The organism is Streptomyces sp. NPDC051963, from assembly GCF_044593495.1.
In the GTDB taxonomy this organism is placed as follows: Bacteria; Actinomycetota; Actinomycetes; order Streptomycetales; family Streptomycetaceae; genus Streptomyces.
This window is the reverse complement of sequence record NZ_JBIUCC010000003.1, coordinates 859,389-879,538: the sequence shown is the minus strand read 5'-3', so window position 1 is coordinate 879,538 and position 20,150 is coordinate 859,389. Positions and strand designations below refer to the sequence as shown.

Sequence of the window (20,150 nt, the reverse complement as noted above, 5' to 3'; positions counted from 1 at the left end):
AACAAATTGGTATGGACCAACGGACCTGTCAAGGATCCAGGCACCAATTGGTCCATACCTGCTACAGCGGCAGCGCCTCGGCCGCAACCTCGACGGAGTTGACCGCTGAAGGCGCCGCGGGCAACGGCGCAGGTTCCTCGACCCGCTGCTGAGGCAACGACACCGCCCGCAACGGCCGCGGCCCGGACACCACCGTGTAGTCCTGCCCCAGGAACGGCGGAACGACCTCACCCGGATCGTCGCCGAGCGCCAACTGCACAGCCGCCCAAGGCGCGTTGATCCCGCACAGCGACAGCTGGTGCAGCCCGCCCGCCGGACGCGTGTTCACATCCATCAGCACCGGCGTCTCCCCGAACATCCGGAACTGGATGTTGGACAGATAGTGCAGCCCGAACCGCTCCGCGATCGCCCGCGCCGGCTCCAGCCACTGCTCGTGCAGGGTGAACCCACGTCGCCGGCCGTTCTTCGTGCGGCCCACCGCCAGCCGGACCCGGTTGTCGGGCCCGGTGAGGCAGTCCACCGACACCTCCGGCTGTTCGAGGCGCGGCATGACCAGCCAGTCCGCCGGCTCATCGGCCTGCCGCAGCGCCTGTACGACCAGATCGAGAGGGACGTACGAACTCGGGAAGCCGGTGAGGTGCATCATCGAGAAGGGCGTGCGGGTGATGATGCGGAAGCCCACCCCGCCCGCGCCGGACGCCGGCTTGAAGCACGCCTTGTGGCCGCCCGCCTCCAACTCCTCGACGGCGGCGATGAGTTCGTCCGCCGAACGCACCCGCCACCACGGCGGCACCGGCACGCCGATCGCCTCGACCGCCTCGTACGCGATCACCTTGTCCTGGAAGACGGCCGTGGCCTCGGGCGGCGGGGCCAGCAGCGCCGTACCGACCGCCTCGAACTCGGAGCGGTGCGCCACGATCGCCGACTGGTGCATACGGGGCACGAACACGTCGATGCCGCGGCGCGCGCACTGGTCCAGGGCGTACTCGACGTACCCGGCCGGGGACAGGCCCTCCGGCTCGAGGTCGGCGGTGTCGGCGGCGGCCAGCACGGGGGAGTCGGCGTCCCCGTGGGTGGCATGGATCTCGACGGCCCGATCGCTGGGATTTCGCCGCAGCTGATCCATGAAGAACACGTTCTCCGCGTACGTGCGGTTGAGCCAGACGCGTACGCGAGAGACCATGCAGGCCGCCTTTCACGGTTCGCGGGCACGGCAGAGCAGGCCGTGCCCGGCCAGGTCGAATGGAGGGAACACCAAACTGTCCCTGTTGAAGGGAAGTTCGTGGTGGTGGTGTTGGGGCGATCATACGGCTTCGCAGGGGGGCGGCGTGCAACGTACGTGTTACGGATTTCGGGATAGCGCCCGTCGGGACGATGTTCTCCTGATAACCCGCCACGGAGATCCGCCTTGTACCGGAGGCTGCCGATGTGCTCTGGTGGAGCCATTCCTGCGCGGAGGGGGCAAGAGGTGACGTCGACGGCCGGTGCTGCCGGGCAACTGCTGGCCATCAGCGATCTGCACATCGGCTACCCGGAGAACCGCGCCCTCGTCGAGAAGATGCACCCCGAGACGGACGACGACTGGCTGCTGGTGGCCGGCGACGTCTCCGAAACCGTCTCCGACGTGCGCTGGGCCCTTCAGACCCTGGCCGGCCGCTTCCGCAAGGTCGTCTGGGCCCCCGGCAACCACGAGCTGTGGACCCACCCGAAGGACCCCGTCACCCTGCGCGGCGTCGCCCGCTACGAGCACCTCGTCGAGCAGTGCCGGGAACTCGGCGTGCTCACGCCCGAGGACCCCTATCCCGTCTGGGACGGCCCCGGCGGCCCGGTGGTCGTGGCTCCGCTGTTCCTGCTGTACGACTACTCCTTCCTCCCCGCCGGCAGCGCCACGAAGGACGAGGGGCTGGCGTACGCGCACGGCACCGGGATCGTCTGCAACGACGAGTATCTGCTGCACCCCGACCCCTACCCGAGCCGCGACGCGTGGTGCCGGGCCCGGGTCGAGGCGACCGAGCGCAGGCTCGCCGAGCTGCCCGACGACCTGCCGACCGTGCTGGTCAACCACTACCCGCTGGACCGGCACCCGACGGACGTCCTGTGGTATCCCGAGTTCGCCATGTGGTGCGGTACCGCGCTGACCGCCGACTGGCACCGCCGGTTCCGGGTCGAGACCATGGTTTATGGTCATCTGCACATCCCCCGGACGACCTGGCACGACGGTGTCCGCTTCGAAGAGGTCTCCGTGGGTTACCCACGGGAATGGAGCAAGCGCCCCCAGGAACCGGGGACGCTGCGCCGCATACTGCCCAGGGAGGTCGGGCCCGGTGATCGAGGAACTGCTGCCGGCCTCGGTGGTGGTGGTGGAGACGTACGGTGACGACGAGCCGGCGCCTCTGTACCCCGAGGAAGAGGCGGTCGTGGCGCGGGCGATCGACAAGCGCCGCCGTGAGTTCGCCGCCGTACGGGCCTGTGCCCGCCGCGCCATGGAGAAGCTCGGCGTGCCGCCGCAGCCCGTCCTGCCCGGCGAGCGCGGCGCCCCGGGCTGGCCGGCCGGCCTGGTCGGCAGCATGACCCACTGCGACGGCTACCACGCCGCCGCCCTGGTCCGCGCCACCGACCTGGCCTCCATCGGCATCGACGCCGAACCCCATCACCCGCTCCCGGAGGGTGTCCTCGCCGCCGCGTCCCTGCCCGCGGAGCGGCAGCGGCTACGCGAGCTGGCCGCGGCCCGCCCCGACGTCCACTGGGACCGGCTCCTGTTCAGCGCCAAGGAGTCCGTCTACAAGGCGTGGTTCCCGCTCACCCGGCAGTGGCTCGACTTCACCGAGGCCGACATCGAGTTCTCCGCGGACCCCGGCGAGCGTCCGGGCGGCGGCTTCCGCGCCGAACTCCTCGTCCCCGGACCACTCGTCGGCACTCGCCGGATCGGCCACTTCGAAGGCCGCTGGACCGTCCGCCGCGGCCTGGCGGCAACAGCCGTAGCCGTGCCCCACCAGCCCTGAGCGCCCGCCCTCACGGCTCCGGGCACCAGCTGTGCAGCAGGCGGAAGAACTCCGCCTCGTTGCCCGCGAGGCCCGCGTCCGCCAGTGCCTGTTCCGCCTCGGCCAGTACGGACGGGGGTACGGCCGGTGGTCGGCCGGTGCCCGGTGGGCCGGCGGCGGTGTCGAAGGCGGCACGGACGGTGTGCAGCAGCCGCAGATACGCCTGTACGGCGGTGCGCTCACGGTCGGTCATCACAACGGTCGGCATCGGTCGGCTCTCCCCTTTTGATGGCTCGTTCGCCTACGGGGCGCTTTCAGCCGGTGTCGGCGCCCCTTCGGCTCTCTCGTGCGTCGGCGTCGTCGGTCATGCGCGCACCCGCAGTCAGGTGTCGCGCACCTCCAAGCTTGCCGTCCACCACTGACAATCCGGCCTGGCTACCCGTCGGTTCGCCCGCTTAGCGGAGGCGAAACCTCACCGAAATCCCCTGAAGGACAGCGGCCCTACGCTGGAGTGAAGGGCTTTCGGCCGCTTCCGGGCGGTCGCCGGAACGGGAGGTGCGCGTGGTCGACGGCTCACACCGGCGCCCAGCGCGTCCCGTGCGGCTGCGCCCGGTGGGCGACGGAGAAATGGAGTTGCAGTACCGCGTCGTGCACGGTTACCGACGTGCCTTCCGCATGGCGGGCGACGGTCCGGCGCTGGTGCTCATCCACGGCATAGGCGACTCCTCGGCGACCTGGGCCGAGCTGATCCCGGACCTCGCCCGCACCCACACGGTGATCGCCCCCGACCTGCTCGGCCACGGCGCCTCGGACAAGCCCCGCGCCGACTACTCGGTGGCCGCGTACGCCAACGGCGTACGGGATCTGCTCACCACGCTCGGCATCGAGTCGGCGACCCTGGTCGGACACTCGCTCGGCGGGGGAGTGGCGATGCAGTTCGCCTACCAGTTCCCCGAGCGCACCGAGCGGCTCATCCTGGTCAGCGCGGGCGGCGTGGGCCGCGAGGTCAATCCGGTGCTGCGGGCGGTCACCCTGCCCGGCTCGCACCTCGCCCTCTCCGCACTGCGGCTGCCCGGCATGCGCCTCCAAGTGGGCCTCGCCGTCCACCTGATGAGGCTGCTGGACACCGACCTCGGCCGGGACGCACCGGAACTGCTCACCCTCGTCGACGCGCTGCCCGACGGAACGTCCCGCAACGCCTTCATCCGCACCCTGCGCGCGGTGGTCGACTGGCGCGGCCAGGTCGTGACCATGCTCGACCGCTGCTATCTGACCGAGGGCATGCCGACCATGCTGCTGTGGGGCGACCGGGACAGCGTCGTGCCGGTGCGACACGCCTACGGCGCGCACGAGGCGATGCCCGGCAGCCGGCTGGAGATCTTCGAGGGCGCCGGCCATTTCCCGTTCCACACCGATCCCGCCCGCTTCGTCGCACTGGTGGAGGAGTTCACCAACTCCACGACACCGGCCCACTGGAGCCGCGACCACTGGCGCGAACTGCTGAGAGCGGGCCGGCCCGGCACCACGGCAGGTCAGCCGGACACCGCCCACAGCAGGGCCGTGGAACGCGACTTGAGAGAGGCGAGCGAACGCAGTGCCACCTGAGGGCGGCCGCCGTTCAGCCCTGCGGCCCCAGATAGCCCAACGACGCCTCGATCCGGCCCGCCAGATGGTCCCGCTGCACCGGCCCCCGCAACGACGAACCGGCAAGCCAGGCACGGCACTTGCTGGCCAGCAGCAGGCCGAAGCTCTCCGCGTCCTTCTCGTCGGCCAGGTCGAAACGGCTGCGGGCGCCGATCCTGCGGACGGTGTCCTGGAGGTCGGCCTCGTCGCTGAGGAGCCGGGCGGCGACCGCGGCACCCTCCACGTGATGGCTGCAGTGCCCGGCCTTCATGTGCCACAGCTCATGACCCAGGATGACCAACTGGTGGTCGGGGGCGGTGCGTTCCTCGACGACCACGACGTCCTGGTCGGCCATGTCGAGCCACAGTCCGCTGGCGGTGCCGGGCGGAAAGGCGGCCGTACGGAAGTGGACGGGGCGGCCGCGGCGTCTGCTCATGGCATCGCACAGCGCGCCGTACAGGTCCTCGGGCCGTGCCGGTGCGGGGAGCGTCAGCTCCGCGACCAACTCGCCGCACAGGCGGCGCATTTCCTTGTCGATGCCCACTCCCACCGCTCTCCCCCGGATCACGACTCGGGCCGCTTGACGCTCTCCAAGAGCATGTCCAGCCATTCGGCGACCTTGTCGCGGTGCTGGTCGGTGGGCAGCTGCGCGGCCCGCCAGGCGATTCCGCGGACGCCGTGGTCCTGGAGCAGCCGTTCCAGCGGGTCGTGGGCGGCCGCGGCCGCCTCCCGCTCGCGGTCGGCGAGCTTCTGGAGCAGCTCCTGCTCGGTGCGCTGGAGGGCGCCCGCGAGCGCTTCGGGGTCCTCGGCCGTGAGGAAACCGGCATGTACCCGGAAAAAGCGCTGGATGGCGTCGCAGTGTTCCATGGTGGGGCGCCGGTCGCCGTTGATGAGGGCGCCCGCCTGCTGCCGCGACATGCCCGCGCCGTCCGCGATCTCCTGCTGGGTGTACTTGCGTCCGTTCGGCTTGAGCCGGGTGCGGCGCAGCAGGTCCAGGCGTTGCAGAAACCTGGCCTGCACATCGGGCTCGCCCGCCGGACGGGCGCTCAGCAGGGCCTTGACCACGGGCTCGGGGACACCGGAGGCCACGGAGAGACGGCCGGTGTCGAAGACGTCCGGGAGCGGCACGCCGAGCCGGTCGGCGAGTGCGGTGACCCGGGCGACAACGGCCGACAGCGCGGCCATCGCGGCGCCGGGACCCTCGAAGCCATCCGTCACCGACAGATCTCCCACGTCTCTCACAGACCTTCTCACCGGCATTCTCACAACACACGGTCGCCGTGAACTTCCCGGAGAGTAGCCGGTGGTTCGAACTCACATCCAGGTCTCGCCACAACTGTGGCCAATTTCAGCCGTCAACCGGCACGAAATGCCACGATAGTTGACACGCCTCGCGTCGGGGCAGCAGGATCAAGGCGCCGCGTGAAGGCCGCATAGGCAAGAGGGGTGACCTCCCGATGGCGTATCAGGCAGGTGGGCAGCGGCCGGCGCCGCGGCCCGTCCCCGAGAGTCTTGAGGCCCAGGCGTATCTCCAGGACTACGCCACCCTCCTGGAAGCCGTCCCCTTTCCGTCCGTCGTGCTCGACCAGCGCTGGGACGTGGTCCTGGCCAACCCCGCTTTCGAGACACTTTTCCGCGGCATCGGCCCGCACCCGACGGCCATGCCGTACGACAACTTCCTGCGCTTCGTCCTGTTCCACCCGGACGCGGGCACGGTCCTCGGGGAACACGAGTCGAGCTGGTGTCTGCCGATGCTGGCCCTCTTCGCGGCCGCCGTGGAGCGCAACGGCCACGACCACGCGTTGCAGTCGATCCGCCGGGACATCGCCCAGGACGCCCTGATGGAAGCCGCCTACCGGCAGGGCCTGCCGCACTGGATCCGAGCCGTCGGCGAGCAGGCTCTCGCACACGACGGCGCGGTCCGCCCGGTGCTGCACCCGGACCCGCGCTGGGGCGCCACGGACTGCCGGGTCGTCGACGAAACACCCCGGACGCTGCACGAGATGGGCTACACGCGGATGACGCTGGTCCTCCGCCCCGCCCGCCGCGCGACCCCCACCGGCCGCAGACCCCAAAGTGCCCGCCGTACGGCGACCCACCTCACGGTGGTTCCCACCCCCGACGCCTGACCGGGCACCGCCGGCGTTCAGGTCGCCGACGGCGCTCTGGTCAGGACGGACGACGGCTGAGCGCGCCGACCGCACCAGCCGACCCGATGGCCGGGTCCGACGTGGGGTCACCCCGGTGGCGGGGTGACCCCTTTCCGGTTTCCGGGCTCAGCCCGCGAACTCCCGCATCCACGCCTCGACTTCGTCCGCGGAGCGGGGGAGCGCCGCGGAGAGGTTCTCGTTCCCGTCCGCCGTCACCAGCACGTCGTCCTCGATCCGGACGCCGATGCCGCGCCACTCCTCGGGGACGGTCAGGTCGTCGGGCTGGAAGTAGAGGCCCGGCTCGACGGTCAGGCACATCCCGGCCTCCAGGACGCCGTCGACGTACTCCTCGTTGCGGGCCGTGGCGCAGTCGTGGACGTCGAGGCCGAGCATGTGACCCGTGCCCGCCATCGTGAAGCGGCGCTGGAGGGCCAGGTCGTACACGCGGTCGGCCGGACCGTCGAGGAAGCCCCACTCCACCAGCCGGGCGGCCATCGACTGCTGGGCGGCCTCATGGAAGTCGCGGTAGCGCGCACCGGGCTTGACCGCGGCCATGCCCGCCTCCTGGGCCTCGTACACCGCGTCGTAGATCTCGCGCTGGAGCGGGGTGAAGGTGCCGCTGATCGGGAGCGTGCGTGTGACGTCGGCGGTGTAGAGCGTGCGGGTCTCCACGCCCGCGTCCAGCAGGAGGAGCTCGCCGGGACGGACCGGGCCGTCGTTGTCCTGCCAGTGCATGATCGTGGCGTGCTCGCCGGCCGCGCAGATGGAGCCGTAGCCGACGGTGTTGCCCTCGACCCGGGCCCGGCGGAAGAAGGTGCCCTCGATCCACCGCTCCGAGGTGGCGACCGCCTGTGACAACTCCCGTACGACGTCCGTGAATCCGCGGACCGTCGCGTCGACGGCCCGGCGCAGCTCGGCCGTCTCCCACTCGTCCTTGACCAGACGCAGTCCGGACACGGCCTCCTCGAACTCGTCGTCCCGCTCCGCGTCGGTGGCGAGCACGGCCTCAAGTGCCGGGTCGACACCGCGGACGACACGGGTGGGGGTGTCCGCGGACTTCGCCAGGTCCTCCGCGATCGTACGGATGTCCCGGCACTCCACCCCGAGCACCAGCTCCGACTCGGCGAGCGTACGGCGGCGGCCCATCCACAGCTCGGCGGTGTAGCCGGTCCAGAACTCGTCGCTGTCCCGGCCGTCACGGGGGAGCTGGTAGCAGTGCGCGTCGTGCCCGCCGTCCGGGCGGGGTTCGAGGACCAGGGCGCCGTCTCGGGCCTGATCGCCGGTCAGGTGCACATAGCCGGTGTACGGGCGGAAGGGGTAGTGGGTGTCGTTCGCGCGGGTCTTGAGGCCCCCGGACGGGACGACCAGCCGCTCGCCGGGGAAGCGGGCGGACAGCGCGGCGCGGCGGCGGGCGGCGTAGGGGGCCTGCTCGGTGGGCTTCAGGTCCGTGCGCTCGGTGTCGGCCCAGCCCGTCCGCATCAGGGCGGACAACTCGTCGGAGATTCCTCGGTACAGACCGTTCTTGCGGCCCTTGGCCATGTCGGGCACCTTCTTCCGTGTGTGACGGCGTTTGTGTGACGGCGCATGTGTGACGCGTTTCCAGCGAGAGCGACATGTGACATAGTACTGCTGTGAGCAAGCGACTGACCTGCGATGTCGTGGTCGTCGGGGCCGGCATGGTGGGCGCCGCGTGCGCCCTGTACGCCGCCCGGGCGGGCCTCGACGTCACAGTCGTGGACCGCGGCCCGGTGGCCGGCGGCACGACCGGAGCCGGCGAGGGCAACATCCTCGTCTCCGACAAGGAGCCCGGCCCCGAACTGGACCTCGCGCTGCTGTCCGGCCGACTGTGGGCCGAACTCGCGGCGGAGCTGGGGGAGGCCGTGGAGTACGAGGCCAAGGGCGGCGTCGTGGTCGCCACGTCCCCCGGCGGACTCACCGCCCTGGAAGGCTTCGCCGACGGTCAGCGCGCCGCCGGAGTCACCGCCGAACCCGTCGCACCCGACGCCCTCCACGACCTCGAACCCCATCTCGCCCCCGGCCTGCCCGGTGCCGTCCACTACCCCCAGGACTGCCAGGTGATGCCCGCCCTGGCCGCCGCCCACCTCCTCAAGGCCTCCGGCGCCCGCCTGCTCACCGGCCACACCGTGACGGACGTCCTGCGCACACCGGACGGGGCCGTCCGCGGCGTCCGCACCGACCGGGGCGACCTCCACGCCCCGGCGGTCGTCAACGCGGCCGGCACCTGGGGCGCCGACCTCGCCGCCCTCGCGGGCGTGGAGCTCCCCGTCCTCCCGCGCCGCGGCTTCGTCCTCGTCACCGAACCGCTCCCGCGCATGGTCCATCACAAGGTGTACGCCGCCGACTACGTGGCCGACGTCGCCAGCGACTCGGCGGCGCTTCAGACCTCGCCGGTCGTGGAGGGCACGGCCGCCGGACCGGTCCTGATCGGTGCGAGCCGTGAACGCGTCGGCTTCGACCGGACCTTCTCCCTGCCGGTCGTACGAGCGCTGGCGGCCGGCGCGACCCGGCTGTTCCCGTTCCTGGAAGGGATCCGCGCCATGCGCGCCTACGTCGGCTTCCGGCCCTACCTGCCCGACCACCTCCCCGCCATCGGCCCCGATCCGCGGGTGCCCGGGCTCCAGCACGCCTGCGGTCACGAAGGCGCGGGCATCGGACTCGCCACCGGCACGGGGCAGCTGATCGCGCAGGCGCTGACCGGGCAGACCCCGGACCTGGATCTGGCGCCGTTCCGGCCCGACCGCTTCGGTGGGGAGGCCGCGTGAAGACCCCCATGGACCTGGCCGGGGCCCGACCCGGTCCCGCTTTCACGGTCACCCTGGACGGCCGCGAGATCGAGGCACTCCCCGGCCAGACCGTCGCCGCCGCCCTCTGGTCGGCAGGCATCACCTCCTGGCGCACCACCCGGGGCGAGGGCCGACCGCGCGGGATCTTCTGCGGGATCGGCGTCTGCTTCGACTGCCTGGTGACGCTCAACGACCGGCCGAATCAACGGGCTTGTCTGGTTCCCCTGCGACCGGGCGACGCGATCCGCACGCAGGAGGGGACAGGGCACGATGGCTGAACGACCGCACCTCGTGGTGATCGGGGCGGGCCCGGCGGGCCTCGCCGCCACCGTGGCCGCCGCGGTCCGCGGCCTCCGGGTCACCCTGATCGACTCGGCGTCGGAGGCGGGCGGACAGTTCTACCGGCAGCCCGCCGCCGCACTCCGCGCCCGCCGCCCGCAGGCCCTGCACCACCAGTGGCGAACCTGGGAGCGGCTGCGAAACGCCCTCGCCGAACAGGTCGAGGCGGGCCGTGTGACCCATATGACGGACCATCATGTCTGGCTGGTGGAACGGCAGTCGGGCCACTTCACCGTGCACGCGCTGCTCGGCCCCGAACAGGAGCACCCCGCCGTCGTGCACGCCGACGCCGTGGTCCTCGCCACCGGCGGCTACGAGAAGGTGCTGCCCTTCCCCGGCTGGACCCTCCCCGGTGTCCTCACCGCGGGTGGCGCCCAGGCCATGCTCAAGGGCGCGCTCGTGGTCTCAGGGCGCACCGCCGTGGTCGCCGGCACCGGACCGCTGCTGCTTCCGGTGGCGACAGGACTCGCCGCGGCCGGAGTGCGGGTGGCGGCGCTCGTCGAGTCCGCCGATCCCGCGGATCTCCTACGACGGACCCGTGCGCTCGTGGCTCAGCCGGGGAAGGTCGGTGAAGGCGCCCGGTACGCCGCCCAGTTGCTCCGGCACCGGGTGCGCACCCTCGTTCACCACACCGTCGTCGAGGCGCATGGCACCGAACGCCTCCAGGCGGTGACCGTCGCCGCGCTCGACGGCGCCGGACGCGTCAGGACCGGCACCGAACGGCGCATCCCCTGCGACACCCTCGCCGTCGGGCACGGCATGGTGCCGCACACCGACCTCGCCGACACCCTCGGCTGCCGCCTCGACGGGCCGAACGTCCACGTCGACGACGAACAGCGCACCGACATCCCCGGCGTCTGGGCCGCGGGCGAGAGCACCGGCATCGGCGGCTCGGCCCTCGCCCTCGCCGAGGGGCACATCGCGGGATGCTCGGCGGCCGCGCGGCTGAACGGTGCCGAACCCGACCCGGGGGCATGGGCCGCGGCCGCGAAGTCCCGTACCGGGCTGCGGGAGTTCTTCGCCGCGCTGGACACGGTGTACACGCCGCCCGTGCACTGGGCCGAGCAGGTCACCGACGACACCGTCGTCTGCCGCTGCGAGGAGGTCACCGGCGGCGCGATCCGTGCGGCCGTCGGCGATCTCGGCGCCGGTGACCTGCGGACCGTGAAGCTGCTGACGCGGGCCGGGATGGGCTGGTGCCAGGGGCGGGTCTGCGGGCCCGCGGTCGCGGGGCTCGTCGGGTGTGCGGACACGCCGGGACGCAGGCCGTTCGCCCGGCCGGTGCCGCTCGGGGTACTGGCCCGGGCGAGAGACCCCGAGGCCGAGTGATCCCGATGAGCTGACCGAGCCCTTGGCTCCTGCCGCTGCTCCTGCTCCTGCTCCTGGCCCTGCTCCAGGCTCCCGAACAGTAAAATGTCACACGTCATTGAGAGGGAAGTCCACTATGACCACCATCGAGAACCGGCCGTGGCGCGGCGTCCTCGTGGCCACCGCGCTCCCGCTCCGCGAGAACCTCTCCGTCGACCACGAGAAGTACGCCGAACACTGTGCCTGGCTCGTCGAGAACGGCTGCGACGGTGTCGTACCGAACGGCTCGCTCGGCGAATACCAGGTGCTCACCCCCGAGGAGCGGGCCGCAGTCGTCGAGACCGCGGTGGCGGCAGTAGGGGGCGAGCGTGTCATGCCCGGCGTCGCCGCCTACGGCTCGGCGGAGGCGCGCCGCTGGGCCGAGCAGGCGCGCGACGCCGGCTGCGCCTCCGTGATGCTGCTGCCTCCCAACGCCTACCGCGCCGACGAGCGGTCCGTCCTCGCCCACTATGCGGCGGTCGCCGAGGCGGGCCTCCCGGTCGTCGCCTACAACAACCCGATCGACACCAAGGTCGACCTCGTGCCCGAACTCCTCGCCAAGCTGCACGGCGAGGGACACATCCACGCCGTCAAGGAGTTCTCGGGCGACGTGCGCCGGGCCTATCGGCTCGCGGAACTCGCCCCGGAACTTGACCTGTTGATCGGCGCCGACGACGTCCTGCTGGAGCTCGCCATCGCGGGCGCCAAGGGCTGGGTGGCCGGTTACCCGAACGCGCTGCCCGCCGCGTCCGTCGAGCTGTACCGCGCGGCCGTGGGCGGCGACCTCGACACTGCGAAGAAGCTCTACGAGCAGCTGCACCCGCTGCTGCGGTGGGACTCCAAGGTCGAGTTCGTCCAGGCCATCAAGCTGTCCATGGACATCGTCGGCCGGCACGGCGGCCCCGTGCGCCCGCCGCGCGTCCCGCTGCTGCCCGAGCAGGAGGCCGTCGTACGCGCCGCCACCGAGCGGGCGGTCGCGGCGGGGGCGGCGTAGGACTGTCGTACACACTCAAGGAGGAGGCCGGTCATGCGCAGCAGACTCGTCCTGCACGCCGTCGACTCGCACACCGAGGGCATGCCCACCCGTGTGATCACCGGCGGGATCGGCACGATCCCCGGTGACACGATGAACGAGCGGCGGCTGTACTTCCGTGAACACCGGGACGACATCAAGCAGTTGCTGATGAACGAGCCCCGCGGCCACTCCGCGATGAGCGGCGCGATCCTCCAGCCGCCCACCCGCCCCGACTGCGACTGGGGTGTTGTCTACATCGAGGTCTCCGGATACCTCCCGATGTGCGGGCACGGCACGATCGGTGTGGCGACCGTGCTCGTCGAGACCGGCATGGTCGAGGTCGTCGAACCCGTCACCACGATCCGGCTCGACACCCCGGCGGGCCCGGTCGTCGCCGAGGTGGCCGTGGAGGACGGCGCCGCCAAGGCGGTCACGCTCAGGAACGTGCCGTCCTTCGTCGTCGGCCTGGACCGCAAGGTCGCACTCGCCGACGGGCGCACGGTGACATATGACCTTGCATATGGCGGCAACTTCTACGCCATCCTGCCGCTGGACCAGTTCGGACTGCCCTTCGACCGCTCCCGCAAGGACGACATCCTCAAGGCCGCCCTGTCGCTGATGGAGGCGATCAACGCCGAGGAGGAGCCGGTCCACCCCGAGGATCCGTCCATCCGAGGCTGCCACCACGTCCACCTGTACGCCCCCGGCTCCTCCGCCCGCCACTCCCGGCACGCGATGGCCATCCACCCCGGCTGGTTCGACCGCTCACCCTGCGGTACGGGCACCAGCGCGCGCATGGCTCAGCTGCATGCGCGCGGCGAACTCCCCCTGGACACGGAGTTCGTGAACGAGTCCTTCATCGGAACCCGGTTCACCGGACGGCTGCTCGGCACCACCGAGGTCGCGGGTCGCCCCGCCGTCCTGCCCAGCTTCACCGGCCGCGCCTGGATCACCGGTACCGCGCAGTATCTGCTCGACCCCACCGACCCGTTCCCGGCCGGATTCGTCCTGTGAGCGGTCGTCGAGGAGAATGACGCGTGGCGGATGGTGGGTGGCACGTGACATAGCACAGCGCGCGGGCACGCATGACATTGCACAGCCGCCACATCCGAACACCCGCCACATCCGAACACCCGCACCACCTGAACTCCCGCACCACCGCACAACTAGGAGACACCCATGGCCGCCCAGCGCACCGGCGCCCCGACCGCCGCCGGTCCCGCCCTGCCCACCCTGGGCGGCAAGAAGAGCAGCTACCGCGAGCGGGTCGCCGACGCGTTGCGGGCCGCGCTGATCGCCGGTGAACTGCGCCCCGGCGAGGTGTACTCCGCGCCCATGCTCGCCGCCCGCTTCGGTGTTTCGGCGACGCCTGTGCGGGAGGCGATGCTGGATCTCGCGAAGGAGGGCCTGGTCGACACCGTCCCCAACAAGGGATTCCGGGTGACCGCGGTCTCCGAGAAACAGCTCGACGAATACACCCACATCCGTGCGCTCATCGAGATCCCCACCGTCGTGGATCTGGCGAGGACCGCCGACCCGGTCTCGCTGGAGGCACTTCGCCCGGCCGCCCGGGAGATCGTCAGTGCCGCGGCGGCCGGGGACCTCATCGCCTATGTCGAGGCGGACACCCGCTTCCACCTGGGTCTGCTGGCCCTCGCGGGCAACGCCCATCTCGTCGATGTCGTCGGCGACCTGCGCAAGCGCTCCCGCCTCTACGGGCTCACCGCCCTGTTCGAAGCGGGGCGTCTGCTGTCGTCCGCGCAGGAGCACCTGGAACTCCTCGACGCGCTGCTGGCCCGGGACGAGGCCGCCGTGCGCGAAGTCATGACCCGCCACCTGGGTCATGTCCGCGGCCTCTGGGCGGCCCACGAGTAACCGTCGAAACCTTTCGACGCAAGCCGTTTGCATTTCTTGCGCTATTCTTGCGCGCATGACGCGACGACTTGCCGAGGTGGCGAAGAAGGTCGGGGTCAGCGAGGCCACGGTCAGCCGGGTGCTCAACGGCAAGCCCGGAGTCTCCGAGGGCACCCGGCAGGCGGTGCTCTCCGCCCTGGACGTACTCGGCTACGAGCGGCCCACCCAGCTGCGCGGTGAACGCGCGCGGCTCGTGGGCCTGGTGCTGCCCGAGCTACAGAACCCGATCTTCCCGGCGTTCGCCGAGGTGATCGGGGGAGCGCTCGCCCAGCTCGGTCTGACCCCGGTGCTGTGCACGCAGACCAAGGGCGGTGTCTCCGAGGCCGACTATGTGGCGCTGCTGCTGCAACAGCAGGTCTCCGGGGTCGTCTTCGCCGGCGGGCTGTACGCCCAGGCCGACGCGCCGCACGAGCACTACCGGCTGCTCGCCGAGCGCAACATCCCGGTCGTCCTGCTCAACGCGGCGATCGAGCACCTCGGTTTCCCGGGCGTCTCCTGTGACGACGCCGTCGCCGTGGAACAGGCCTGGCGGCATCTCGCCTCGCTCGGCCACGAACGCATCGGGCTGGTGCTCGGCCCCGCCGACCACATGCCGTCGGCCCGCAAGCTGGCCGCGGCGCGGGCGGTCGCCGGTGAGGTGCCGGACGAGTTCGTCGCCCGCGCCATCTTCTCGATCGAGGGCGGCCACGCGGCCGCCTCTCGACTGATCGACCGGGGCGTCACCGGCATCATCTGCGCCAGCGATCCGCTCGCGCTGGGTGCCGTGAGGGCCGCCCGCCGCAAGGGACTCGGCGTCCCTTCGCAGATCTCCGTCGTCGGTTACGACGACTCCGCGTTCATGAACTGCACCGAGCCGCCGCTGACCACCGTCCGCCAGCCCATCGAGGCGATGGGCAGAGCGGCGGTGGAGCTGCTGAACGCGCAGGTCGGCGGGGCGGCCGTACCGCCGGAAGAGCTGCTGTTCGAGCCCGAGTTGGTGGTACGGGGGTCGACGGCTCAGGCTCCCCGCAGCTGATCTTCAATCTGCTGTCGAATAATTACAGATTCTGCGCGGCATCTTGCGGACCGATGTCGCCGGTGCTTGAGTGTGCGGCGCCAGGCACGGTGGCGTGCGCTCGTGAGCCGCTGCCGTGGGCCTTCCTTGCTCCTGCCCAGAGGGGTCCACCGATGAGAAGCACCGGGTTCCGCCGTACGTTCGTCGCGCTCAGCGTATGTTCCCTCGCCCTCACCGCCTGTGGGTCGAACGACGACTCCGCCGACGATTCAGGGGGCGGCAAGACAAGCATCACGGTCAACTGCATGCCGCCCAAGAGCGCCAAGGTCGACCGGCAGTTCTTCGAGCAGGACATCGCCGCCTTCGAGAAGGCCAACCCGGACATCGACGTCACCGCACACGACGCGTTCCCCTGCCAGGACCCCAAGACGTTCGACGCCAAGCTCGCCGGCGGGCAGATGGAGGACGTCTTCTACACGTACTTCACCGATGCCAAGCACGTCGTCGACATCAACCAGGCGGCCGATCTCACGCCGTACGTCAAGGAGTTGAAGAGCTACGAGACCATCCAGCAGCAGCTGCGTGACATCTACACCGTCGACGGCAAGATCTACGGCATCCCGCGCACCGGCTACTCGATGGGCCTGATCTACAACAAGAAGCTCTTCGAGGAGGCGGGGCTCGACCCGAACCAGCCGCCCGCCACCTGGGACGAACTCCGCGCCGCCGCCAAGAAGATCGCCGGTCTCGGCAACGGCACCGTCGGCTACGCCGACTACAGCGCCCAGAACCAGGGCGGCTGGCACTTCACCGCAGAGCTGTACTCCCAGGGCGGCGACGTCGTCAGCGCCGACGGCAAGAAGGCGACGATCAACACACCCCAGGGCCAGGCCGTCCTCCAGAACCTGCACGACATGCGCTGGACCGACGACTCGATGGGCAGCAAGCAGCTGCTGGTCCTCAACGACGTCCAGCAGATGATGGGTTCGGGCAAGCTCGGCATGTACCTCTCCGCCCCGGACAACATCCCGATCCTGGTCAAGGAGAAGGGCGGCAACTACAAGGACCTCGCCCTCGCGCCGATGCCCGGCGGCCAGGGCACGCTCATCGGCGGCGACGGCTACATGTTCAACAAGAAGGCGAGCCCCGAGCAGATCAGGGCGGGTCTGAAGTGGCTCGACAGCATGTTCCTCACCCCCGGAGACGGCTTCCTCGGCGACTACGTCCGCGCGAAGAAGGCCGACGCTCCGGTCGGCCTGCCCGAGCCGCGGCTGTTCTCCGGCGCCGCCGACGCCAAGGACCAGCAGGTCAAGAAGGCCAACGCCAACGTGCCCGTCGAGAACTACCAGGCCTTCCTCGACGGCAACCAGACCCTCGACATGAAGATCGAGCCGCCGAACGCCCAGCAGATCTACTCCGTCCTCGACGGTGCCGTCTCCGCCGTCCTCACCAAGAAGGACGCCGACATCGACCAGCTCCTCAGCGATGCCTCCAACAAGATCGACAGCATCCTGGCCCGGGGCTGACCGATGACGAAGACCACCGCGCGGCCCGTCGAGGCGATCACGGTGCGCTCGGTGCAGGCGTCGCCTCCGGCAGGGGACCGGAGGCGACGCCGCCTCACCGACCAGGCCCGCGCCTACGCCTTCCTCCTCGGCGGCCTCGTCTGCTTCGCCCTGTTCTCCTGGTATCCGGCGATCCGCGCGGTCGTGATCGCCTTCCAGAAGTACACGCCGGGCTCGGATCCCGAGTGGGTCGGCACCGACAACTTCACCCGCGTCTTCGACGACCCCGAGTTCACGGCGGCCTGGCGCAACACCCTCACCTTCACCGTGCTCGCCCTGCTCATCGGCTTCGCGATCCCCTTCGTGCTGGCGCTCGTCCTCAACGAACTCCGGCACGCGAAGGCGTTCTTCAGAGTCGTGGTCTATCTGCCGGTGATGATCCCGCCGGTGGTCACCGCCCTGCTGTGGAAGTGGTTCTACGATCCCGGCGCCGGCCTCGCCAACGAGGCGCTGCGCTTTCTGCACCTGCCCACCTCGAACTGGTCCAACGGCGCCGACACCGCACTGATCTCCCTGGTGATCGTGGCCACTTGGGCCAACATGGGCGGCACCGTCCTGATCTACCTGGCCGCCCTCCAGTCCATCCCCGGCGAGCTGTACGAGGCGGCCGAACTGGACGGCGCGAACCTGTTCCAGCGCATCCGCCATGTGACGATCCCGCAGACCAGGTTCGTCATCCTCATGCTGATGCTCCTTCAGATCATCGCCACGATGCAGGTGTTCACCGAACCGTTCGTCATCACGGGGGGCGGCCCGGAGAACGCCACGGTCACCGTGCTCTACCTGATCTACAAGTACGCCTTCCTCTACAACGACTTCGGCGGCGCCTGTGCGCTCAGCGTGCTGCTGCTGGTGTTCCTCGGCATCTTCTCCGCCGTCTATCTGCGGCTCACCCGCAGCGAAGGGGAGGACACCGCATGAGCACCCGGACCCTCGTCTCCCCGGCCGCCCTGGCCCGACCGCGCGGCAGGGCGACGTACTGGAGCGTCTTCACCGCGATCGTGCTGCTCTTCGCGCTGGCCTTCCTCTTCCCGGTCTACTGGATGGTGACCGGCGCGATGAAGTCGCCGGACGAGGTGACCCGGACCCCGCCCACCGTCGTCCCGAAGGAGTGGCACCTCAGCGGCTACACCGACGCCTGGGATCTGATGCAGCTGCCGACGCACCTGTGGAACACGGTGGTCCAGGCGGCCGGCGCCTGGCTGTTCCAGTTGGTCCTGTGCACGGCCGCCGCCTACGCGCTGTCCAGGCTGAGGCCGGTCTTCGGCAAGGTCATCCTCGGCGGCATCCTCGCCACGCTCATGGTCCCTGCACAGGCGCTGGTCGTGCCGAAGTACCTGACCGTGGCCGACCTGGGCCTGCTCAACGACCCCCTGGCCATCTGGCTCCCGGCGGCCGCCAACGCCTTCAACCTCTATCTCCTCAAGCGGTTCTTCGACCAGATCCCGCGCGACGTGCTGGAGGCCGCCGAGATCGACGGCGCCGGAAAGCTGCGCACCCTCTGGTCGATCGTGCTGCCCATGTCCCGGCCGGTGCTCGGAGTCGTGTCGATCTTCGCGCTGGTCGCGGTCTGGCAGGACTTCCTGTGGCCCCTGATGGTCTTCTCCGACACGGACAAGCAGCCGATCAGCGTGGCACTCGTCCAGCTGTCGCAGAACATCCAGCTGACCGTGCTCATCGCCGCGATGGTGATCGCCAGCATCCCCATGGTCGCGATGTTCCTGATCTTCCAGCGGCACATCATCGCCGGGATCAGCGCGGGCAGCACGAAGGGCTGACGCCGCCCTCCTATCGAAAGGCATGCACAGTGGGACAGCCCACCCCTGCCCGCAGCGACCACGACTGGTGGCGCTCCGCCGTCATCTACCAGGTGTACGTCCGCAGCTTCGCGGACGGCGACGGCGACGGCACCGGCGATCTCGCCGGCGTCCGTACCCGGCTGCCGTACCTCGCCGAACTCGGCGTGGACGCCCTCTGGTTCAACCCCTGGTATCTGTCACCGATGAAGGACGGCGGCTACGACGTCGCCGACTACCGCGCGATCGACCCGGCGTTCGGCACGCTCGCCGAGGCGGAGAAGCTGGTCGCCGAGGCGCGGGAGCTGGGCATCCGCACCATCGTCGACATCGTGCCGAACCATGTCTCGGACCAGCACCCGTGGTTCCGGGCGGCACTGGCGGCCGGCCCCGGCAGTCCGGAGCGCGAGCTGTTCCACTTCCGTCCGGGGCGCGGCCCGCACGGTGAACTCCCGCCCAACGACTGGCCGTCGCAGTTCGTCGGCTCCGCCGAGCCCGTCTGGACCCGGCTGCCCGACGGTGACTGGTACCTCCATCTGTTCACCCCCGAGCAGCCCGACCTCAACTGGGCCCACCCCGCTGTCCGCCGGGAGCACGAGGACGTCCTGCGCTTCTGGTTCGAGCGCGGTGTCGCGGGCGTCCGCATCGACTCGGCCGCCCTGCTCGCCAAGGACCCTCAGCTGCCCGACTTCGTCGCGGGCCGGGACCCGAACCCCTTCGTCGACCGCGACGAACTCCACGACATCTACCGCTCCTGGCGGGCCGTGGCCGACGAATACGGCGGCATCTTCGTCGGCGAGGTCTGGCTCCCCGACAGCGAACGCTTCGCCCGCTACCTGCGCCCGGACGAGCTGCACACCGCCTTCAACTTCTCTTTCCTGTCCTGCCCTTGGGACGCACGCAGGCTGCGTACGTCGATCGACGACACGCTCGCCGAGCACGCTCCGATCGGAGCCCCCGCCACCTGGGTGCTCTGCAACCACGACGTCACCCGCACCGTCACGCGCTACGGCCGCGACGACACCGGTTTCGACTTCGCCGCCAAGGCCTTCGGCACCCCGACCGACCCGGCCCTGGGCACCCGCCGGGCCCGGGCCGCCGCCCTGCTCTCGCTCGCCCTGCCCGGCGCCGTCTACGTCTACCAGGGCGAGGAACTCGGCCTGCCCGAGGTCGACGTCCCCCTGGATCGCATCGAGGACCCGATGCACTTCCGCTCCGGCGGCACCGACCCCGGTCGTGACGGCTGCCGGGTGCCGTTGCCGTGGGCCGTGGATGCGCCGTACGCCGGATTCGGCGGCGAGCCGTGGCTGCCGCAGCCCGCCGGCTGGCCGTCGTACGCGGCGGACCGCCAAGCCGCGGACCCCGACTCGATGCTCCACCTCTATCGCCGGGCGATCCGCATCAGGCCCGTCTTCGGCGACGGCCCCCTCACCTGGCTGCCCGCCTCCGAGGGGGTTCTCGCCTTCACCCGGGCCGAGGGCGTGCTGTGTGTGGTGAACCTGGCCGACTCGCCGTTCTACCTGCCCGGGCACACCGAACTCCTGCTCAGCAGTGGTCCGTTGGACACCGAAGGGAGGCTGCCGCAGGACACCGCGGTCTGGCTGCGCGCCTGAGACCGCGCC

At 70.6% G+C, this 20,150-nt stretch carries 20 protein-coding genes; 15 read left to right on the top strand and 5 right to left on the bottom strand.

What is annotated here, in order from left to right:
* Positions 1 to 61: 61 nt before the first annotated feature.
* On the bottom strand, positions 62 to 1,183 hold the full coding sequence (locus ACIHFB_RS16210) for an ATP-grasp domain-containing protein (RefSeq protein ID WP_365286689.1): 1,122 nt from the start codon (positions 1,181 to 1,183) through the stop codon (positions 62 to 64).
* A gap of 285 nt (positions 1,184 to 1,468) precedes the next feature.
* Between ACIHFB_RS16210 and ACIHFB_RS16205 the strand changes: the two genes are divergently transcribed.
* Together ACIHFB_RS16205 and ACIHFB_RS16200 are read left to right on the top strand one after the other, a co-directional pair.
* Positions 1,469 to 2,377, top strand: a complete 909-nt coding sequence (locus ACIHFB_RS16205) for a metallophosphoesterase (protein WP_365286691.1) — start codon at positions 1,469 to 1,471, stop codon at positions 2,375 to 2,377.
* A complete protein-coding gene (locus tag ACIHFB_RS16200) occupies positions 2,325 to 3,002 on the top strand; it encodes a 4'-phosphopantetheinyl transferase (RefSeq protein WP_400127083.1) in 678 nt (225 codons plus the stop codon). Before ACIHFB_RS16205 ends, ACIHFB_RS16200 begins: the two co-directional genes overlap by 53 nt.
* Positions 3,003 to 3,012: 10 nt before the next feature.
* Here the strand turns inward: ACIHFB_RS16200 and ACIHFB_RS16195 are convergent, their stop codons facing one another.
* Positions 3,013 to 3,249 carry a hypothetical protein gene (locus ACIHFB_RS16195; protein WP_365286695.1) on the bottom strand — a complete coding sequence of 79 codons (237 nt, stop codon included), beginning with the start codon at positions 3,247 to 3,249 and terminating at the stop codon, positions 3,013 to 3,015.
* Between the two features lie 359 nt (positions 3,250 to 3,608).
* On the opposite strand from ACIHFB_RS16195, the gene ACIHFB_RS16190 reads away from it, so the two are divergent.
* The gene (locus tag ACIHFB_RS16190; protein WP_365286712.1) at positions 3,609 to 4,586 is read left to right on the top strand and encodes an alpha/beta fold hydrolase; all 978 of its coding nucleotides are present in this window, start codon (positions 3,609 to 3,611) and stop codon (positions 4,584 to 4,586) included.
* A 13-nt stretch (positions 4,587 to 4,599) separates the two neighbouring features.
* On the opposite strand, the gene ACIHFB_RS16185 is transcribed toward ACIHFB_RS16190, so the two are convergent.
* Positions 4,600 to 5,130: a toxin-antitoxin system, toxin component gene (locus ACIHFB_RS16185; protein WP_365286903.1), complete on the bottom strand. Its 531-nt coding sequence runs from the start codon at positions 5,128 to 5,130 to the stop codon at positions 4,600 to 4,602.
* Positions 5,131 to 5,168: 38 nt separating this feature from the next.
* Complete coding sequence (locus ACIHFB_RS16180; protein WP_365286714.1) at positions 5,169 to 5,822, bottom strand: helix-turn-helix transcriptional regulator; 654 nt, start codon at positions 5,820 to 5,822, stop codon at positions 5,169 to 5,171.
* A 239-nt stretch (positions 5,823 to 6,061) separates the two neighbouring features.
* On the opposite strand from ACIHFB_RS16180, the gene ACIHFB_RS16175 reads away from it, so the two are divergent.
* Complete coding sequence (locus tag ACIHFB_RS16175) at positions 6,062 to 6,733, top strand: hypothetical protein (RefSeq protein ID WP_365286716.1); 672 nt, start codon at positions 6,062 to 6,064, stop codon at positions 6,731 to 6,733.
* Between the two features lie 147 nt (positions 6,734 to 6,880).
* Here the strand turns inward: ACIHFB_RS16175 and ACIHFB_RS16170 are convergent, their stop codons facing one another.
* The gene (locus ACIHFB_RS16170) at positions 6,881 to 8,293 is read right to left on the bottom strand and encodes an aminopeptidase P family protein (RefSeq protein WP_365286718.1); all 1,413 of its coding nucleotides are present in this window, start codon (positions 8,291 to 8,293) and stop codon (positions 6,881 to 6,883) included.
* Positions 8,294 to 8,385: 92 nt separating this feature from the next.
* Between ACIHFB_RS16170 and ACIHFB_RS16165 the strand changes: the two genes are divergently transcribed.
* The 11 genes from ACIHFB_RS16165 to ACIHFB_RS16115 all read left to right on the top strand — a co-directional run bounded on the left by ACIHFB_RS16165 (position 8,386) and on the right by ACIHFB_RS16115 (position 20,141).
* The gene (locus ACIHFB_RS16165; RefSeq protein ID WP_365286720.1) at positions 8,386 to 9,537 is read left to right on the top strand and encodes an FAD-binding oxidoreductase; all 1,152 of its coding nucleotides are present in this window, start codon (positions 8,386 to 8,388) and stop codon (positions 9,535 to 9,537) included.
* Between the two features lie 8 nt (positions 9,538 to 9,545).
* Positions 9,546 to 9,836, top strand: coding sequence for a (2Fe-2S)-binding protein (locus ACIHFB_RS16160; RefSeq protein ID WP_365286905.1), 291 nt, complete (start codon positions 9,546 to 9,548; stop codon positions 9,834 to 9,836).
* A complete protein-coding gene (locus ACIHFB_RS16155) occupies positions 9,829 to 11,226 on the top strand; it encodes an FAD-dependent oxidoreductase (RefSeq protein WP_365286722.1) in 1,398 nt (465 codons plus the stop codon). Before ACIHFB_RS16160 ends, ACIHFB_RS16155 begins: the two co-directional genes overlap by 8 nt.
* A gap of 115 nt (positions 11,227 to 11,341) precedes the next feature.
* Complete coding sequence (locus ACIHFB_RS16150; protein ID WP_365286724.1) at positions 11,342 to 12,238, top strand: dihydrodipicolinate synthase family protein; 897 nt, start codon at positions 11,342 to 11,344, stop codon at positions 12,236 to 12,238.
* A gap of 33 nt (positions 12,239 to 12,271) precedes the next feature.
* A complete protein-coding gene (locus ACIHFB_RS16145) occupies positions 12,272 to 13,273 on the top strand; it encodes a proline racemase family protein (protein WP_365286726.1) in 1,002 nt (333 codons plus the stop codon).
* Positions 13,274 to 13,438: 165 nt separating this feature from the next.
* Entirely contained in the window at positions 13,439 to 14,134 is a 696-nt protein-coding gene (locus ACIHFB_RS16140) for a GntR family transcriptional regulator (protein WP_365286728.1), read from the top strand.
* Between the two features lie 55 nt (positions 14,135 to 14,189).
* Positions 14,190 to 15,188, top strand: a complete 999-nt coding sequence (locus ACIHFB_RS16135; RefSeq protein WP_365286730.1) for a LacI family DNA-binding transcriptional regulator — start codon at positions 14,190 to 14,192, stop codon at positions 15,186 to 15,188.
* Positions 15,189 to 15,340: 152 nt separating this feature from the next.
* Positions 15,341 to 16,693, top strand: coding sequence for an extracellular solute-binding protein (locus tag ACIHFB_RS16130; RefSeq protein ID WP_365286732.1), 1,353 nt, complete (start codon positions 15,341 to 15,343; stop codon positions 16,691 to 16,693).
* Between the two features lie 3 nt (positions 16,694 to 16,696).
* Positions 16,697 to 17,653: a sugar ABC transporter permease gene (locus ACIHFB_RS16125; protein WP_365286734.1), complete on the top strand. Its 957-nt coding sequence runs from the start codon at positions 16,697 to 16,699 to the stop codon at positions 17,651 to 17,653.
* Positions 17,650 to 18,510, top strand: a complete 861-nt coding sequence (locus tag ACIHFB_RS16120) for a carbohydrate ABC transporter permease (protein ID WP_365286736.1) — start codon at positions 17,650 to 17,652, stop codon at positions 18,508 to 18,510. The genes ACIHFB_RS16125 and ACIHFB_RS16120 overlap by 4 nt, the downstream gene beginning before the upstream one ends.
* 29 nt (positions 18,511 to 18,539) lie before the next feature.
* Complete coding sequence (locus tag ACIHFB_RS16115; RefSeq protein WP_365286738.1) at positions 18,540 to 20,141, top strand: glycoside hydrolase family 13 protein; 1,602 nt, start codon at positions 18,540 to 18,542, stop codon at positions 20,139 to 20,141.
* Positions 20,142 to 20,150: the final 9 nt, after the last annotated feature.

What these genes read in the sequence shown, in the direction of transcription:
- ACIHFB_RS16210 (WP_365286689.1), bottom strand. Translation starts at nt 1,183, where the DNA reads ATGGTCTCTCGCGTACGCGTCTGGCTCAACCGCACGTACGCGGAGAAC.
- ACIHFB_RS16195 (WP_365286695.1), bottom strand. Translation starts at nt 3,249, where the DNA reads ATGCCGACCGTTGTGATGACCGACCGTGAGCGCACCGCCGTACAGGCG.
- ACIHFB_RS16190 (WP_365286712.1), top strand. Translation starts at nt 3,609, where the DNA reads ATGGAGTTGCAGTACCGCGTCGTGCACGGTTACCGACGTGCCTTCCGC.
- ACIHFB_RS16185 (WP_365286903.1), bottom strand. Translation starts at nt 5,130, where the DNA reads ATGCGCCGCCTGTGCGGCGAGTTGGTCGCGGAGCTGACGCTCCCCGCA.
- ACIHFB_RS16175 (WP_365286716.1), top strand. Translation starts at nt 6,062, where the DNA reads ATGGCGTATCAGGCAGGTGGGCAGCGGCCGGCGCCGCGGCCCGTCCCC.
- ACIHFB_RS16170 (WP_365286718.1), bottom strand. Translation starts at nt 8,293, where the DNA reads ATGGCCAAGGGCCGCAAGAACGGTCTGTACCGAGGAATCTCCGACGAG.
- ACIHFB_RS16160 (WP_365286905.1), top strand. Translation starts at nt 9,546, where the DNA reads ATGGACCTGGCCGGGGCCCGACCCGGTCCCGCTTTCACGGTCACCCTG.
- ACIHFB_RS16155 (WP_365286722.1), top strand. Translation starts at nt 9,829, where the DNA reads ATGGCTGAACGACCGCACCTCGTGGTGATCGGGGCGGGCCCGGCGGGC.
- ACIHFB_RS16150 (WP_365286724.1), top strand. Translation starts at nt 11,342, where the DNA reads ATGACCACCATCGAGAACCGGCCGTGGCGCGGCGTCCTCGTGGCCACC.
- ACIHFB_RS16145 (WP_365286726.1), top strand. Translation starts at nt 12,272, where the DNA reads ATGCGCAGCAGACTCGTCCTGCACGCCGTCGACTCGCACACCGAGGGC.
- ACIHFB_RS16140 (WP_365286728.1), top strand. Translation starts at nt 13,439, where the DNA reads ATGGCCGCCCAGCGCACCGGCGCCCCGACCGCCGCCGGTCCCGCCCTG.
- ACIHFB_RS16135 (WP_365286730.1), top strand. Translation starts at nt 14,190, where the DNA reads ATGACGCGACGACTTGCCGAGGTGGCGAAGAAGGTCGGGGTCAGCGAG.
- ACIHFB_RS16130 (WP_365286732.1), top strand. Translation starts at nt 15,341, where the DNA reads ATGAGAAGCACCGGGTTCCGCCGTACGTTCGTCGCGCTCAGCGTATGT.
- ACIHFB_RS16125 (WP_365286734.1), top strand. Translation starts at nt 16,697, where the DNA reads ATGACGAAGACCACCGCGCGGCCCGTCGAGGCGATCACGGTGCGCTCG.
- ACIHFB_RS16120 (WP_365286736.1), top strand. Translation starts at nt 17,650, where the DNA reads ATGAGCACCCGGACCCTCGTCTCCCCGGCCGCCCTGGCCCGACCGCGC.